The 13,136-nt window shown below is 64.9% G+C and carries 16 protein-coding genes; 8 read left to right on the top strand and 8 right to left on the bottom strand.

The features are described 5' to 3' along the window. From ACFWFP_RS31525 to ACFWFP_RS31515, 3 genes are all read right to left on the bottom strand, one after another. Positions 1-205, bottom strand: a 205-nt coding sequence (locus ACFWFP_RS31525; protein ID WP_379301178.1) for a hypothetical protein, incomplete at its 3' end; no start/stop codon positions are given. A 1,048-nt stretch (positions 206-1,253) separates the two neighbouring features. Then, a complete protein-coding gene (locus ACFWFP_RS31520; RefSeq protein ID WP_379301176.1) occupies positions 1,254-2,957 on the bottom strand; it encodes a hypothetical protein in 1,704 nt (567 codons plus the stop codon). Next, positions 2,954-3,316, bottom strand: a complete 363-nt coding sequence (locus ACFWFP_RS31515; RefSeq protein ID WP_379301174.1) for a hypothetical protein — start codon at positions 3,314-3,316, stop codon at positions 2,954-2,956. The genes ACFWFP_RS31520 and ACFWFP_RS31515 overlap by 4 nt, the downstream gene beginning before the upstream one ends. A gap of 367 nt (positions 3,317-3,683) precedes the next feature. On the opposite strand from ACFWFP_RS31515, the gene ACFWFP_RS31510 reads away from it, so the two are divergent. Together ACFWFP_RS31510 and ACFWFP_RS31505 are read left to right on the top strand one after the other, a co-directional pair. Further along, a complete protein-coding gene (locus ACFWFP_RS31510) occupies positions 3,684-4,415 on the top strand; it encodes a ParA family protein (RefSeq protein ID WP_379301172.1) in 732 nt (243 codons plus the stop codon). Then, a complete protein-coding gene (locus ACFWFP_RS31505) occupies positions 4,415-5,260 on the top strand; it encodes a hypothetical protein (protein ID WP_379301170.1) in 846 nt (281 codons plus the stop codon). The genes ACFWFP_RS31510 and ACFWFP_RS31505 overlap by 1 nt, the downstream gene beginning before the upstream one ends. 155 nt (positions 5,261-5,415) lie before the next feature. Here ACFWFP_RS31505 and ACFWFP_RS31500 read toward each other — a convergent pair whose 3' ends face one another. The 5 genes from ACFWFP_RS31500 to ACFWFP_RS31480 form a co-directional block, all read right to left on the bottom strand. Then, positions 5,416-6,444 carry a hypothetical protein gene (locus tag ACFWFP_RS31500; protein ID WP_379301168.1) on the bottom strand — a complete coding sequence of 343 codons (1,029 nt, stop codon included), beginning with the start codon at positions 6,442-6,444 and terminating at the stop codon, positions 5,416-5,418. Between the two features lie 297 nt (positions 6,445-6,741). Next, positions 6,742-7,116: a hypothetical protein gene (locus ACFWFP_RS31495; protein WP_379301166.1), complete on the bottom strand. Its 375-nt coding sequence runs from the start codon at positions 7,114-7,116 to the stop codon at positions 6,742-6,744. Positions 7,117-7,233: 117 nt separating this feature from the next. Continuing rightward, complete coding sequence (locus tag ACFWFP_RS31490) at positions 7,234-7,806, bottom strand: isochorismatase family cysteine hydrolase (RefSeq protein ID WP_379301164.1); 573 nt, start codon at positions 7,804-7,806, stop codon at positions 7,234-7,236. Further along, positions 7,806-8,885 (bottom strand): hypothetical protein, encoded by a 1,080-nt coding sequence (locus tag ACFWFP_RS31485; protein WP_379301162.1) that lies wholly within the window; start codon positions 8,883-8,885, stop codon positions 7,806-7,808. Before ACFWFP_RS31485 ends, ACFWFP_RS31490 begins: the two co-directional genes overlap by 1 nt. Positions 8,886-8,917: 32 nt before the next feature. Then, complete coding sequence (locus tag ACFWFP_RS31480) at positions 8,918-9,373, bottom strand: GntR family transcriptional regulator (RefSeq protein ID WP_379301160.1); 456 nt, start codon at positions 9,371-9,373, stop codon at positions 8,918-8,920. Positions 9,374-9,456: 83 nt separating this feature from the next. Between ACFWFP_RS31480 and ACFWFP_RS31475 the strand changes: the two genes are divergently transcribed. From ACFWFP_RS31475 to ACFWFP_RS31450, 6 genes are read left to right on the top strand one after another with little or no spacing between them, the layout of a single operon-like run. Next, positions 9,457-9,792, top strand: coding sequence for a hypothetical protein (locus ACFWFP_RS31475; RefSeq protein ID WP_379301158.1), 336 nt, complete (start codon positions 9,457-9,459; stop codon positions 9,790-9,792). After that, on the top strand, positions 9,789-10,106 hold the full coding sequence (locus ACFWFP_RS31470; protein ID WP_379301156.1) for a hypothetical protein: 318 nt from the start codon (positions 9,789-9,791) through the stop codon (positions 10,104-10,106). Before ACFWFP_RS31475 ends, ACFWFP_RS31470 begins: the two co-directional genes overlap by 4 nt. Further along, complete coding sequence (locus ACFWFP_RS31465) at positions 10,103-10,291, top strand: hypothetical protein (protein ID WP_379301154.1); 189 nt, start codon at positions 10,103-10,105, stop codon at positions 10,289-10,291. Before ACFWFP_RS31470 ends, ACFWFP_RS31465 begins: the two co-directional genes overlap by 4 nt. Beyond that, positions 10,288-10,620, top strand: a complete 333-nt coding sequence (locus ACFWFP_RS31460; protein WP_379301152.1) for a WhiB family transcriptional regulator — start codon at positions 10,288-10,290, stop codon at positions 10,618-10,620. Before ACFWFP_RS31465 ends, ACFWFP_RS31460 begins: the two co-directional genes overlap by 4 nt. 11 nt (positions 10,621-10,631) lie before the next feature. Further along, positions 10,632-12,479, top strand: coding sequence for a type IV secretory system conjugative DNA transfer family protein (locus ACFWFP_RS31455; protein WP_379301150.1), 1,848 nt, complete (start codon positions 10,632-10,634; stop codon positions 12,477-12,479). Then, a complete protein-coding gene (locus tag ACFWFP_RS31450; protein WP_379301148.1) occupies positions 12,476-13,132 on the top strand; it encodes a DUF4913 domain-containing protein in 657 nt (218 codons plus the stop codon). Before ACFWFP_RS31455 ends, ACFWFP_RS31450 begins: the two co-directional genes overlap by 4 nt. Positions 13,133-13,136 lie beyond the last annotated feature (4 nt).

The following is a 13,136-nucleotide window of genomic DNA, read 5'->3' as shown; positions in this document are numbered from 1 at the left end:
GTCGGCGGTCGGCGCTCGGCACGTCGACGCTCGGCGCACGGCGGTCGGCGGTCGGCGCTCGGCACGTCGGCGCTCGGCGGTCGGCGCTCGGCACGTCGGCGCTCGGCACGTCGGCGCACGGCTGCTCGGCACGTCGGCGGTCGGCGGTCGGCGCTCGGCGGTCGGCGCACGGCACGGCGGCACGTCGGCGGTCGGCGGTCGGCACCTCCGCGGTCCGGCACTCGGCACCTCGGCGGCACGGTCGGCGGTTCGGCGGCAGCGAGGCTGGGGGTTCGGCGGTTCGCAGCACGGACGGACGGTGCTCGGCGGGCACGCAACCGCGGTCGGCGGTTCGGCGCCCACGTGGTTCGGCGCATGGCGGTTCGGCGCACCCCCGCGCTCGGCGGACGACGGTCGGCGGTTCGGCGCCCACGTGGTTCGGCGCATGGCGGTTCGGCGCACCCCCGCGCTCGGCGGACGACGGTCGGCGGTTCGCCGCACAGGCGGGCGGCGCCCTGGCCCCCGGCGGTCGCTGGTAGATGCTCGGCGGCACGGTCGGCGGTCGGCAGGTCGGCACCTCGGCGGTCGGGAAGCTTGAGACTCAGAGGACCGATACGGTGGGGCAGCTCCCTTGGGCCTACGCACTGAGGGCGGTCGCGGTGCGATCAAGAGCTTGGGACGCGGCGGTCCCGCTCCGAGCCGAGCGCTCGGATGTCATGAACAGAACACTGTGCTGGCCGGCGGCCGCCCGCAGACCGCAAAGCTCCGCGGGCCGTCTCCAGCAAGTAGCGCCGCGTCCAGCCGTGGCGCCTCCGTGCGAGACAGTCGGAAGCACAATCGCGGCGAGGCTGTCGCCGTCGGACACCTCGGTGAACCCGATCGAATGGGTCCAATTGGACCCATTCAAAGACTGCGGCAGGGGATGACCGGCGCCCGCATCCCCGATGGAAACCCAGTACCGACCGAACTGTCACTGTGACGGACCGCTAGAAGCAGTCGCGCCAAAACGATCGGCGCGTCATACTGTCAGACGTGATTGCCCACTCATTGTTCATGGCCTGCGACCATCGAGGTTGCAAGGCCTTCCTCGAGGAGCTTGAGCAGCGAGCAGCCGAGGAGGTACTCCGCGAGACCGCGAGCGCGTCCGGCTGGTGGATGGGTAACCGCGGGGAATTCTGCCCGGATCACCACCCGGTTCGCCGCTTCCACTGAGTGCGTAAGAGGGGCCCGACTGAAATGTTCAGTCGGGCCCCTCTTACGCACTCAGTGCTAGTTCAGATTGGGAAGGTGAGGTGTGGCTGCGCGGACTTGATGATGCGCCGCACACTCGCCTCGTCACACTTCGTCTTCTCAGCGATCTGCAGGTTCGATTCGCCTGCGAGCTTCAACGTCAGAACCGTTCTGACCATGTCCGGCGATCGCCGCCCGGTCTTGCAGATGAGCGCCACAGCCCTGTCGACCTCGTCTTCGACCCCGTTGGGAACGACCGCGAGAGTGCCCCTGACCACGTTCACCCGCGACGCACCAGCGGGGCTGCCAGCAGAACGGGGCGGCTTCGAGGAACGGCTGACGGGCTTCATCGGCGCCACCGTGGGCTGGACGGCACGCTCGGCTTGAGCGTGATGTTGCGCCGAGCGTGCGCGGGATTGCGCCACGCCAGCAGGAGCGGGCTCGGTGGCCATCGTATTGCGGTCGGCGCGGTCGAAGGCGGCGTGCACCTCGGCGTCGGTATAGCCATCGACCGGCTGCACCGGACCTGCCTCGGCGGGCGAAGGCTGCTCCGACGCCGAGCTCTCAGCCTGCGCTGCAACCACTTCGCTGCTGACACCGTCGGTCTCCACATTCCTGTCAACGCCCAACGGGTCAGCTGCTCCGAAGGCATCCGTTGCCGCTTCTTCGTGACGCACCTCGACAGCTCGCTCGTCGCCAGGTGCTACGACAGGCGTCGCCACACTATCGTGCCCTGCATCGGCGCTGTCGTCGCCTGGAAGCGCCGTTGCGTGCTCTGCCTGGACATCAGCACTGACCGGCGCCGTCATCTCGTCCGTACGCTGTTCAGCCCGCTGCGGCTGCGCGACGGAGAAGTCGACCGGGACTTCCACCTCCGGCAGTTGCACTCGATCCGTCGATGCAATCGCGGTGTTGGCTGTTGCTTCCAGATCCATCGGACTGTCCACATCAGCGAGGGTCAGGCTGTCCACCGACGACAGGTCATGAAGTTCTACCGGACCCATTGCGGCCGACGCTCGTTGGATCGCGACGCCGTAGCGTTCGGAAACCGCGTTATGGATGAGCAGAGCAATGCCGATCATCACTGGCGCAATCGAGTTCGGAAGGAGCTTGTCCAGTTGGAGCGGGCTAACGTAGGGGTAGCAGTTCAGACCGATGCTGAGGCCCAGCAAGGTCAGCTCAGCGGTGACGACCTGGTTCTTGTTGTTGTTGACGCCCCACTCGGCGACCGCATTGGAACCGACCATGATGACCACCAGGCAGGCGCTGATCATCGCCTCGAGCAGGTAGCTGACCCAGTACAGCGGGTCGCTCGGTCCAGACGGTGCCAGGTTGTGTTGGACGTTGACCGCCGAAAACACCATGCCAGCGACGACGACCCCGGCCAGCACGCGCAGCGACCACTTCCGTTGCCGATACAGTGCGGCCAACTTGGCGGCCGGCGAGTGCTCGCGGCGCTGTGCTACCAAGGCATTGTGCGCGTCGATCTGGTCCCGATTGGTGGCCTTTGCGATGGCACGCTCGGCTGCACGTCGCTGTCGGCGCAGTCCGGCCCCGTGGCGGATCGAGCCCACGCGTTCCTTGCGAGTCATCTTCCGGGCGTAGGCCTCGACTTGAGCTTCCTTCGCGAGCTCCTCGTCTGACCGTGCCGCACGGAGCGCTGGGTGGTCCTGGTGAGCGAGCCGATTCTTGGCCTTTTCGACGAGATCGGCGAGGTCGGCCTCGTCGCTGCGAGTTGTCAGTTTCATTCGCTCTTGCCCTTGAGGAGTCGGGTGATGATCGACCGGATCTGTGGTCGCGCAGCGGCGAGATCGTCGGCGAGCTCGCCGCGGTTGGTCGCGTTCAGATCGTCACTGGCGGTGTCGATCATCGCGACGATGGTGGCCAGAGTGAGCGCAACATGCGTCTCTGTCACGTTGTCGCCCTGGCGGCTGAGGCGGCTCACAACGCGGGCTTGGAGCGCATCGTCCGCGACGAGTTCCTCCGCCAGGGCAATCATGGTTTCCGTGTACGTGCAGCGACGGCGGCCGAGATGCCTTCCGAGACTTTTGCGCACGACCTCCACCTGATCGTAGAGGTCGGTGTCCATGTTGACCGACGTGTGCATTGGCCAGCTCCCCTTCTGTGCCCAACACTCGCTTGTGGGCGCGAATTTGCGCATCTGCGCGTTTGCGCGTCTGCTCAAAAATTGTACCCAGACGCAGAGCTTGGGCGCCAGCGTTCGCGCCAATTTTTGCCCCATTGTTTCCGGAATTGCGTTGCCGTAGAGCGGAGGTGGGGCCGCACCGGCCCTGATGGGTCCAATTGGACCCATCAGGCTCACGCACCCGTCTGCAGGCTGTCCACACGATTGGGTCCAATTGGACCCAATCCGACGCTTGGGGGCCGCAGTCATCGTGTCCACGCGATTCGGCCGCGCCGCATGTGACACACTTAGCGCGCACTACCAGAACCTGTCCTCCAGGGAGGGGATTATGACCTCAGCCGTCACGCTTGAGATCCCGAAGCCACTTGTCATCACTCTCGGCAATCTCAAGGGCGGCGCAGCGAAGACCACCTCCGCGTTCTTCCTCGCCTGCTACTTCGCGATCGTTCATGGACTTCGGGTGCTCGTAATCGACGCGGACCCACTGTCCCAGACCGGAGACTCTTGGTATCGACGTCTCCGCGACGGTGGAATCGAACCTCCCTTCGCGCTGGTTCCCTTCCCGTCCAAGCAGATTCACCGATGCATCGACGACAACAGCTCGCTCTACGATGTGATCATCGTCGACGCTGGCGGTGAGTCAGATGAGATCTTCAAAGCGGCGGTCCGGCGCACGCAGGAATTGATCTTGATGACTGCGACGAATCCTTCAGAGTACAACCGGATTCCGTCCACCTTCCAAGCCGCGAGCGAAGCAGCCGCTCAGGTCAGCCATGAGATCAATGTGCGGGTGTTGCTGGCCAAGGTACCGACCCAATGGCGAACAGTCGATGGGGAGAAGATCAACGTATCCACCGAACACCGCATCGCGCGTAAGGATCTCGCCGATGCTGGCTACGAGCTCTTCGAAGCGTTCCTGTCCGACTGGCGGTGGTACCGCGAAGCCGCAGACGGGAAGGTCGGCGGAGGAGCTGAGAACCCGATCAGCGACCTCGGTGAATATCAGGCTGTCGGCGATGAGCTTGTTGCCAGATACCTCAGCGCCGAGGTGGCGTCGTAATGCCGCCGCCGAAGCGATCAGCCGGAAAGGGCACGCTGGGGGGTGGTGTCAATGCGGTCGCTGACACGTCACCGCACACCCCGCCGGTTTCTCCGCTGCACAACGCCGACTGGCCGCCTGCGCCTGTGGCCACGCCCGTGGTCACGCCGGCCGATCCCACGCCTGCAGTGTTCGACGCGGTGATGGAGATGCCGATACCTGCCACGGTCGGCGAGGACGGATCCGACACCGCGCTCACGCTGCGCGAGAAACAGCAACTCGAAATGCTCGAGCAGTCGATCGAAGCGCTTCGGATGGCCTTCGCGGTGGCCGGTCGCGCACTGGAGATCATTCGCAACGCCAGGCTCTACCGATCGACGCATCCGACGTTCGAGGCGTACGTCGAGGACAAATGGGGCATGCAACGCGGGTACGCAAACAAGCTGATCAGGGCATGGCCGCTCGCGAACCGACTCCGCTCCGGCGCACCAACCATCAACGAAGCGCAAGTGCGCGAACTGCTTCCAGTGGCTGACCGCTACGGCCAGGACGCTGCGATCACCGTTTACAGCGTGGTGGCCGAGGCAGACAAGGTGACTGCGGCCAAGGTCAAGGAGGCCGTGTCTGTCGTGCCGGACGGCCCGTTCGACGAGGACGAGGTCATCAAGCGCATTCGGGCGCTCCAGCAGGGGCTTTCGGTCGACACCGCAGCAAAGGGTGATCGGCTGGTGCTGGCGGTGCGGAAGTTGGAAGGAATCACGGCCCAGCTTGTCGAGGGCTCGCGCGACCATCCTGACGAAGCTCGCGACGTTGCCCAGCGACTGCGCAACCTCGCCAAGCGGATCGAAAGCCAGATCGAAGACTGACCTCACCTGGGATTGCTGCTCCTGTCCTTGCGTTCGTAGCGGGGACAGGGGCAGCGAACGTTTGCGGTACATGCGATCAGCAGCGCTGACCTCATGGGGTGATCGTCGAGAGCGACCATTGAGGTCTGACCAGTCGTGATCGAGCAGTATGATTCTCATCCGGTATGCCGGAGTGACAAGGCGATCTCTCGCCGGGCGAATTCTTCTGTCCTCATCCGGGCAGCGGCGCGGCCACTGACGCGCAGCCGGTTCGCTTCCCGGAACTCGGCAAACAGCTTGCGGCCCACCGAGTCCGAGTTAACAGACTGAGCGGTCTTTTTTGCTCGCTCGACATCGTCTCGGGACAGCTGCTGCTCGAAGCGCTGATGGTGTTCCCTCTGAACCCGCTGGCCACGTGCGATCCTGGCAGGGGGCTCGTTGACCGGCACCCGGCGCAGCATGTGAACCAGGTAGCCGGAGGGGTTTTCGGGATCGGTGAGCAGCGTATGACCAGCGAGGCGGAATTGTTCGATCGCGGTCAACACGTCGTCGACCAGCCATCCAGCGCGGGCGTAAGGCGTGAGAACCGCGGTGAGCTTGCCCAGAGCGATTCCAGCGATCCAGTCCGGGATCCTCATGTCAGCGCGGCAGTTTCGAGCGAGAGAGACGGCCTTGGCGTCCCAGATCGGTGCGCTGCGGTTGGTCTTCTTCGGTCGCGGAGCGGGATCCTCGGTCTTTTCGGGAAGTTTTTTTTCAGCCGACAATGAGAGAACAGACTTACCACCGCTTTGCGGTAGTGGGGTGTCAATTCCCAGGTCGAGCAGTTCTGCGACCGCTTTTTCATCCACAGCCAGTGTGGTCGATTCATGCAGCGCCGCAACCGATGCCCACCCCCGGCCCTTGTCCTGGCGATCGTAGGACTCGAGCCGTTCTGCCTTCGTGCGGTGCCGGCCACGAAAGACGACCGTGCGTACGCCGAGCTGGACCGCGAGGCGGCGGCAGCGTTGGATCGTGGACTTCGACCGGGTGACGAGGCGCTGGAGTCTGCGCACTGTCGGTCGGCAGTCGCGACCGGTGGCGCTGTCGGCCGTGGCGCTTTCCGCGATGACGTAGGCCATCCAGGTCGATCGACTGATCGACGGGACGAGTCCGTCGCGGCGCAGAGCCCGGTAGTGCTCGTCGTAGAGCGCGACGCAGTGCGCCACGAATCTGACGCGCGACCACCAGCACGGCGGTGCACCAGCGTTCGAGTAAGCCTCGTCCGACAAGACCAACCGCAGCGGTCTGTCGGCGGGCGATGCCTTTTTCAGGGTAGGAGAGGGCGATTTGGCGTGTCGGTACTTGCCAGATCGCAGGCGTGCGCTACCCTGAGATCTGTCCTGGAAAGACATGATCCCCTCGGGGGTCCGGAACCCCTCTCAGCCTGGTCCGCTGTGGGGGGGTTCTTGCGTTATGGGGTATGTGGGGGAGAGGTCAGTCACCTCGCGGGCTTCTCGGCTTGGTCAGGCCGAGATCCGCTGTGGAGCTTCACCTCCTTGGTGATGCTCGCTGGTGTGCTCGGATGGGGTCAGCAGTCCGAGTTCGCGCAGCAGCGCACGGTCGAAGAATTCCTTCTTGGCACCGATCCTCTTGGGCAGATAGGCCTGGTAGGCCTTGATGACGTGCAGCGAGAGCATGACTCCGCCTGGCGAGGTCGTTCCGGAAAGGTATTTCAGGCCTACCTTGGCGGGAATCGCGGTTGTGCCGGGTATGTCCCCATGTGCAATCGCGAGCTCGGCCTCAAGGGCGTACTCGTAGAACGCCCGCTTGGTCCAGCCGCGGCGGTCGATCTCTGCTGCGACAGCAGCTTCCAGCGCTTCGGTGACTCTCAGGTTCACGAACTTCCCTGGCGGTCTTGATATGGGTCGGCCCATATGAATATAGATATCTCACGGTGACTCGAGAAGCGAGCCGACACACCCATAAATTCTCCTGGGTTAGTGCCCCGCCGGCGATCACGAAGTGCTGTGTCCGTTCAGAGCATTGAGAACCTCGGTGCTCGTGATGATCTGACCGGCGCCAACGGATCGGCCGATGATCAGCAGGGCGGCTTCGTGGACCTGGTCGGCCCGGTGCCGGGTTGCGTTGGAGGCGACGGCATCTCGGACCACCCACGGTGTCCAGCCGAGTTCGAAGGCGTCCAGCGCGGACTTGAGGACACAAGCGTCGGTCGCGATGCCGCACAGGATCACATCGGTGACGGCGAGATCACGTAGCGCGGTAATCGTTTCAGGGGTGAAGGCGCTGTAGATCTGCTTGTCGATGACGGTGACGTTGGGGAGCTCCAGGTGCGGTGCGAGCTCGTCAACGACCGCGATCTCTTCCGGGCTCTGCAGGGCTGTCCAGCCGATGTGACGCTCGTAGGGCGAGTTGGGGTAGTTGGCGAACCGCGTGATCACGATCGGCTGACCGGAGGGCGCCCAGGACCGAATCAGGTTGTCGACCACTGGGACTACCGGTGCTGAATCGGGAGTGATGAACCCGTTCTGGACGTCGATCACGATCAGCGCGGCGTTGTCGATGTTCACTAGATCTCCTGCAGTGCGTCCATGGCCAGCTCGAGCTGTTCGATCAGCCCGCTGGTGGTGGTGATGGCTTCGCGCATCGAGTACTCCGAGCCGGTCTCCTGCGGCCGCGGTGTGAACAGCATCGGTCGGACTCGGCGCAGGAACCGGTGCCCGAACTTCGGGTCGATCGACCCCGGCGATTCGTTGATCGCATGGGTATAGGACCAGATCGCCTGCAACGCGATCTCGAAGGTGACGACGCGGGGCTCCGACAGCGCGCGAGCGGGGTCGTGCGGGTGGTAGGCGACGCCGGACCAGGATGCGAATCCGGTTGAGACTCCGGGAATGCCGAAACTTGCCATCTTGACGTCGGGATATCCCGCCGCGAGCAGTTGAGCTTCGATGCGTTCCCCTGCGACTTGCGCCGCGGCGCCGTCGGGCGCATCAGGATCGATCAGCACCCGGGGTGAGCAGATCAGCCGGACGGCGGTCTCGAGCGATGCGCCAACCCACGGTGCGGTGTAGATCCAGTACAAGCTCAGGATGTAGGAGCCGGTGACCGGTGCGTCTGTCAGTGAGCTCAATGTCTCACTGGCCCACTGCAAGTCGGCGGGGTAGGTGTCATAGCGCCACAGGGCGATCGAGGTGATGTCGGCTGCGTCGACCTCTTCTGCGAGGTGAATGATGACGGTGCCGAAGGCGAAGATCTTCATCGTGCAGCCGGGGCGAGCCATCGGAGCCGACCATCCGCCGAGCTTGCCGAACTCCTCAGTGGGTGCCGCGTCGACAGCGGCGACGAGATCGCCGATTGCAGCCGGGGGGATCTGTGCCGCGATGAATTTGTGTGACCGGATGCCGATCTGGGTCGCGGGTGTCGGTGCCAGCGCGCTGACAGCGAGCAGGACATCTCCCGGTGGGGTGGTGGTCGACTCCCAGGCTTGGACGTGGCCCGCGGCGACAGGGCGGCCGAGTTGTTGGGTGAGGCGCGTCGCGAACTCGCTGTGGTTCTGTCCGGCTCTGGTACGTGCGTCAGCGATGCGGCGGCGCGCAATCGCGGCGTAGTCGGGGCGCCATGCTGAGTGTGTTCCCAGCGCGGTCACAGACGCTGTGGACGATGTCGGCAGGTAGTGGATCATCCTGCGGCCTCTGCAGACTCGCTGTGGTGCATCGGCAGGTCGGACAAGCCTAAGTTCGACCGTGCCTCGCCGACCAGGGCTTCGAGCTGATGGATCTGTCGCTCGAGTGCGGGGATCGACTTGCACTTCTCCTCTAGGTCGGCGACACGTCGACGCAGTTGTTCGACTTCGTTTTCCAGCGCCTCGGTGCGTTCGGGGATCGACGGGCCAGGCTCGGGCCGGGGGAGTACGTAGGTTCCCAAGCCTTGGCGGACCTCGACCAGCCCGCGGTTGACGAGGAGTTCGACAGCTTGGTTGACCGTGCCGGCGGCGGCACCGTAGATCTCCTGCAGCGCCCGCTTGGCGGGCAGCGTGTTGCCGACGGGGTATTGGCCATCGGCCATCTTCTTATCCAGATCGTCGGCGATCTGGACGTATTTCGAGGTGCCCATCACCGCATCATAGTCCTTCATAACTCACTTGGGTGATATAGATGTCTCTTGACTGTTCTAGTACAGTCATGACACACTTAGATCACCGAAGAGAGGACCCCCAAATGAAGTCCACCGGACAGGACTCCCGATCCCGATACCTTCGCCACACCGATACCCACCACTACGCGTTCCTGGTCAGCGCCGATCGCTATGTGATCTCCTACTGGCGCTTCGAGCCCGGCGCGGTCGTCCTGACCCGCGAGCAGGCTGAGGCCGCACTCGACCTCGCCGCATTGGTCAGCCACTTCGCCGACCAGCTGCTCTTCGCCCGCACCAAACAGGCGACGCGCCTGTGGGACAAGGTGACTCGCCTCGCCGAGGTGGTCGGCCTCGACCCGCTGGACGCGGTCCTGCGCACCATGCAGGACCACCGCACCCGGCAGGGGTGGCTGGCGTGAACATGACCACATGGCGTCGCCGCCGTATCGAATCCGACAGCGTGCGAGTTCCCGAACCCACCGAGCGGGCCGACGTGGTGATCACCGAGACCTCGATCACCTCGAAATACACCCGCCAGAGCGGCGTGTACGTCGGTGACAACCTCTGGGTTGTCAGCTACCTCCCCGGACGTGAGTTCGACCTGCCTGGCGCCATCACGGCGATCTCGGCGGCCGCCGTCGCCGACAGCGTGCTGGCCGACTCCGCCGCACAACTGGGCCTGACCGCCGCCGAGCTCGTCGGCTTCATCGCGATGAGCGGGGCGTTCAGATGACTCCCGCTACAGACACCGACCACGCCGTCACGAGCAGCCAGCGCGCCCCGCGCAGCGCCGACGGGTGGATCGCGATCGCCCTTTTCGTGCTCCTTCTCGCCTGCGCGGCAGGCGGATTCGTCTTCCAGGTGCGCTACGCCGCCGCTCCCATGCCCTGCACCTACTGCCAGGAGACCCCCCGATGAACCGGACTCACCAGACCACCACCATCTTCGCGACCGTGATCCCGGGCCCCTGCCGGGAAGACCCGGACCGCTTCTTTCCCGCTCGGCGAAACGCCAACAAGATCATGGCGGCCCGCGATATGTGCGCCTCTTGCGACTTTCTGCAGGACTGCGCCGAGCGGGCCCTCGCCATGGTCGAGCACTCCCCGGAACACCTGGTCGGGTCGATCACCGCCGGATACCCGATCCCGACCAACCCCTCCAAAGGCCAGCTCACCGCGCTCCTCGCGAATCTGCGATTCACCAGCGCGACCGGGATTCTGGCGCCACTACGAGAGCGGAGGGCGTGATGGATCGCAAGATGAAACCACCCCGACACGGTAGTGACCTGGACCTGGAGACCTGGGGACTGTTGGGGTTGGTCGGCACCGTCGGTGCCATCTCGGGCTACACCACGCTCTCACTTGATCTCGCACAGGAGATCGGCGGTCCGACCCAGGAAGTCCCGTGGCACCCGGTCAAACTGTTGTGCGGTCTGCTGACCGACGAGCTGGTCTGGAGTACCGAGGCCACGATCGTTGCTCTCGGAATGCCGATCACCGGTTGCGCGGTCTGCGCCGCGGGGATCTACGCCGGTCGACGCTGGTGGCGGACCCGACCCAAGCGTCGTGACCGCAAGGCCATCGACGCCCAGGCCCAGTTCATGGGCAGGGGAAAAGAGATCGACGGACTCAAGGAGGCCGCGGTCGCCGAGCGCGCCGCCAGCCTGCAGGTTCGTCTGCCACAGGGATCTGTGCCCGGCGTGTTCATCGGCAACACCATCCGCCAGTCGGTCTTCGATCGGTCACAGCGTCTGTACGGGTCCTACGAGGACCTGCACGTCGATATCTGGGGCCCGCGCCAGGGAAAGACCACCTCGCGTGTCATCCCGGCGATCATGCAGGCCCCCGGCCCTGTGGTGGCGACGTCGAACAAACGCGATGTCGTCGATGGCACTCGGCTTCATCGCGAGAGTGTCGGTGACGTCTATATCTTCGACCCGCAGGGTGTCGCGGATGCCGAGCCGACGTTCTACTGGGATCCCATCGCCTGGGTTGCCAGTGGCAAGACGCTGGCGCTGATGGAACAACGTGCGGCAGTGCTCACCGGGCACTTCGCGGCGTCGGTCGGGGAAGACCGTTCGGTCGACGCGTTCTTCGAACCCAGTGCCCGCAAGTTGATCCGAGCGCTGATCATCGCCGCCGTCGTTGCGAAAGCGCCGATCACCAAGATCGCGGAATGGATCGAAGCCGAGCACGACGACTCTCCTCGACTCCTGCTGCACAAGGCCGGGTTTCGTACCTACGCAGGAGTTCTGGCTCAGCAATACGGTGCACCGTCCAAGCAGAAAGGCGGCGTTTTCGCGACCGCCGGGGTCATGACCGAATGCCTCAACACCGCAGCGATCGTCCCCTGGGTTACCCCGAGCCAGGACGGTGAGCAGCCGCGTAGCGCGTTCGATGTGCGGGCATTTGCCAAGTCCCGAGACACGCTGTATGCGTTGTCATTGGAAGGCGAGGGCAACGCCGGAGCGCTGGTCACTGCGTTGACCGACGCCGTGACCGATGCTGCCATGGACCTGGGATCGCGCTCCCCACGCGGCCGTCTGTCCGTGCCGATGCTCGCCGTACTCGACGAAGCTGCCAACATCGTCCGCTGGCCAGCCTTGCCGAAGCTCTACAGCCACTTCGGATCTCGCGGCATCGTCGTGATGACGATCCTGCAGTCCTGGGCGCAGGGCGAGCGGTGCTGGGGCCGCGCCGGCATGGACACCCTGTGGTCGGCGGCGACCCTGCGCGTACTCGGTTCCGGCGTCGATGATCCCGGCTTCCTCTCAGGTCGCAGCGAGACCATCGGCGACCACTACGAGAGCAGCGTCAGCGTCTCGAAGAGCCACGGCGGTAGCCAATCGACCACGACCAGCCGAATCGAAGCCCGGACCTTGAAGGCTTCTGACCTCGCAAAGATGCCGCGCGGCCGGGCGGTGTTGTTCTCCGCTGCGAACCCTGCAGTCCTGTTCGAGACCGTGCCGTGGTTCGAGCACGACTTCGCCGACAAAGTCCGCGCGTCACTCGAGCGCTACGAGCCCAAATTCGAGGACGAGGCCACGGTCGCCCCGCTTCATATCGTGCACGCCGATCTCGACACCACGGAAGGAATCTCGGCATGAGCGACGCTGATTGGGAGGAGCTGATCTCCTCCGACACCCTCCCTCCGGCCATGGCCGCGATGGCCACCGACACCGTCGAACGCGCCATCACGACTGCCTTTGCCGCGATCACTAACCCCGCGGTGACCGAGGCCCTCGAAGGGCGCGAAGAGGAGATCCGCGCGGTCGCCAAGCGGCAGGTCGATCGTCTCCTGGCCGGTTCGGCGCCGGGCGGCGAGCTGCGATTCCGAACCCTCGACGAATTCGTCGAGAAGTTCGTGGCGCGTGTCTATCGCCGCGATGTCAGTGAGGGCACCGAGCGCGGGTCCTGGCGGTGGTGCTCGGAATGGTGGCAGCACGGCGAGGCGGTGGCCAAGCTGTCAGCTCTGTGGTGCGCATTCGAAAACCTGCGCACAGGCCTGGGTACCGAGCAGGCGGTGTTCTGGGTTCAGTTCGGCGAGCCGATCCTCACCAAACTTCTCGGCGAGGAAGGTCCGTTCAAGTACTGCTACGCGGGCGTCCACTCCAAGCGCCTCGAACCGCTGCCCACGGTGCCCGCGCCGCCCGGGATGTTCGCCGACGGCGCCCTCGCGCCCTCTGCCGCCGCCGCACCGGCCGCCGTCGCAACCGATCCCGTCGTCGAAGCCCTGGTCGGCGAGCCGGGCTTCCCCTGATCGT

Source organism: Nocardia sp. NPDC060249, from assembly GCF_042728755.1.
GTDB lineage: Bacteria > Actinomycetota > Actinomycetes > Mycobacteriales > Mycobacteriaceae > Nocardia.
Note: the sequence above shows the minus strand (reverse complement) of the source record. Positions and strands in the feature narration are given on the sequence as shown.

Excerpts from the sequence above, each read along its gene's own strand:
- ACFWFP_RS31520 (WP_379301176.1), bottom strand. The coding sequence starts at position 2,957 with ATGAAACTGACAACTCGCAGCGACGAGGCCGACCTCGCCGATCTCGTC.
- ACFWFP_RS31515 (WP_379301174.1), bottom strand. The coding sequence starts at position 3,316 with ATGCACACGTCGGTCAACATGGACACCGACCTCTACGATCAGGTGGAG.
- ACFWFP_RS31510 (WP_379301172.1), top strand. The coding sequence starts at position 3,684 with ATGACCTCAGCCGTCACGCTTGAGATCCCGAAGCCACTTGTCATCACT.
- ACFWFP_RS31505 (WP_379301170.1), top strand. The coding sequence starts at position 4,415 with ATGCCGCCGCCGAAGCGATCAGCCGGAAAGGGCACGCTGGGGGGTGGT.
- ACFWFP_RS31480 (WP_379301160.1), bottom strand. The coding sequence starts at position 9,373 with ATGAAGGACTATGATGCGGTGATGGGCACCTCGAAATACGTCCAGATC.
- ACFWFP_RS31475 (WP_379301158.1), top strand. The coding sequence starts at position 9,457 with ATGAAGTCCACCGGACAGGACTCCCGATCCCGATACCTTCGCCACACC.
- ACFWFP_RS31465 (WP_379301154.1), top strand. The coding sequence starts at position 10,103 with ATGACTCCCGCTACAGACACCGACCACGCCGTCACGAGCAGCCAGCGC.
- ACFWFP_RS31460 (WP_379301152.1), top strand. The coding sequence starts at position 10,288 with ATGAACCGGACTCACCAGACCACCACCATCTTCGCGACCGTGATCCCG.
- ACFWFP_RS31455 (WP_379301150.1), top strand. The coding sequence starts at position 10,632 with ATGAAACCACCCCGACACGGTAGTGACCTGGACCTGGAGACCTGGGGA.
- ACFWFP_RS31450 (WP_379301148.1), top strand. The coding sequence starts at position 12,476 with ATGAGCGACGCTGATTGGGAGGAGCTGATCTCCTCCGACACCCTCCCT.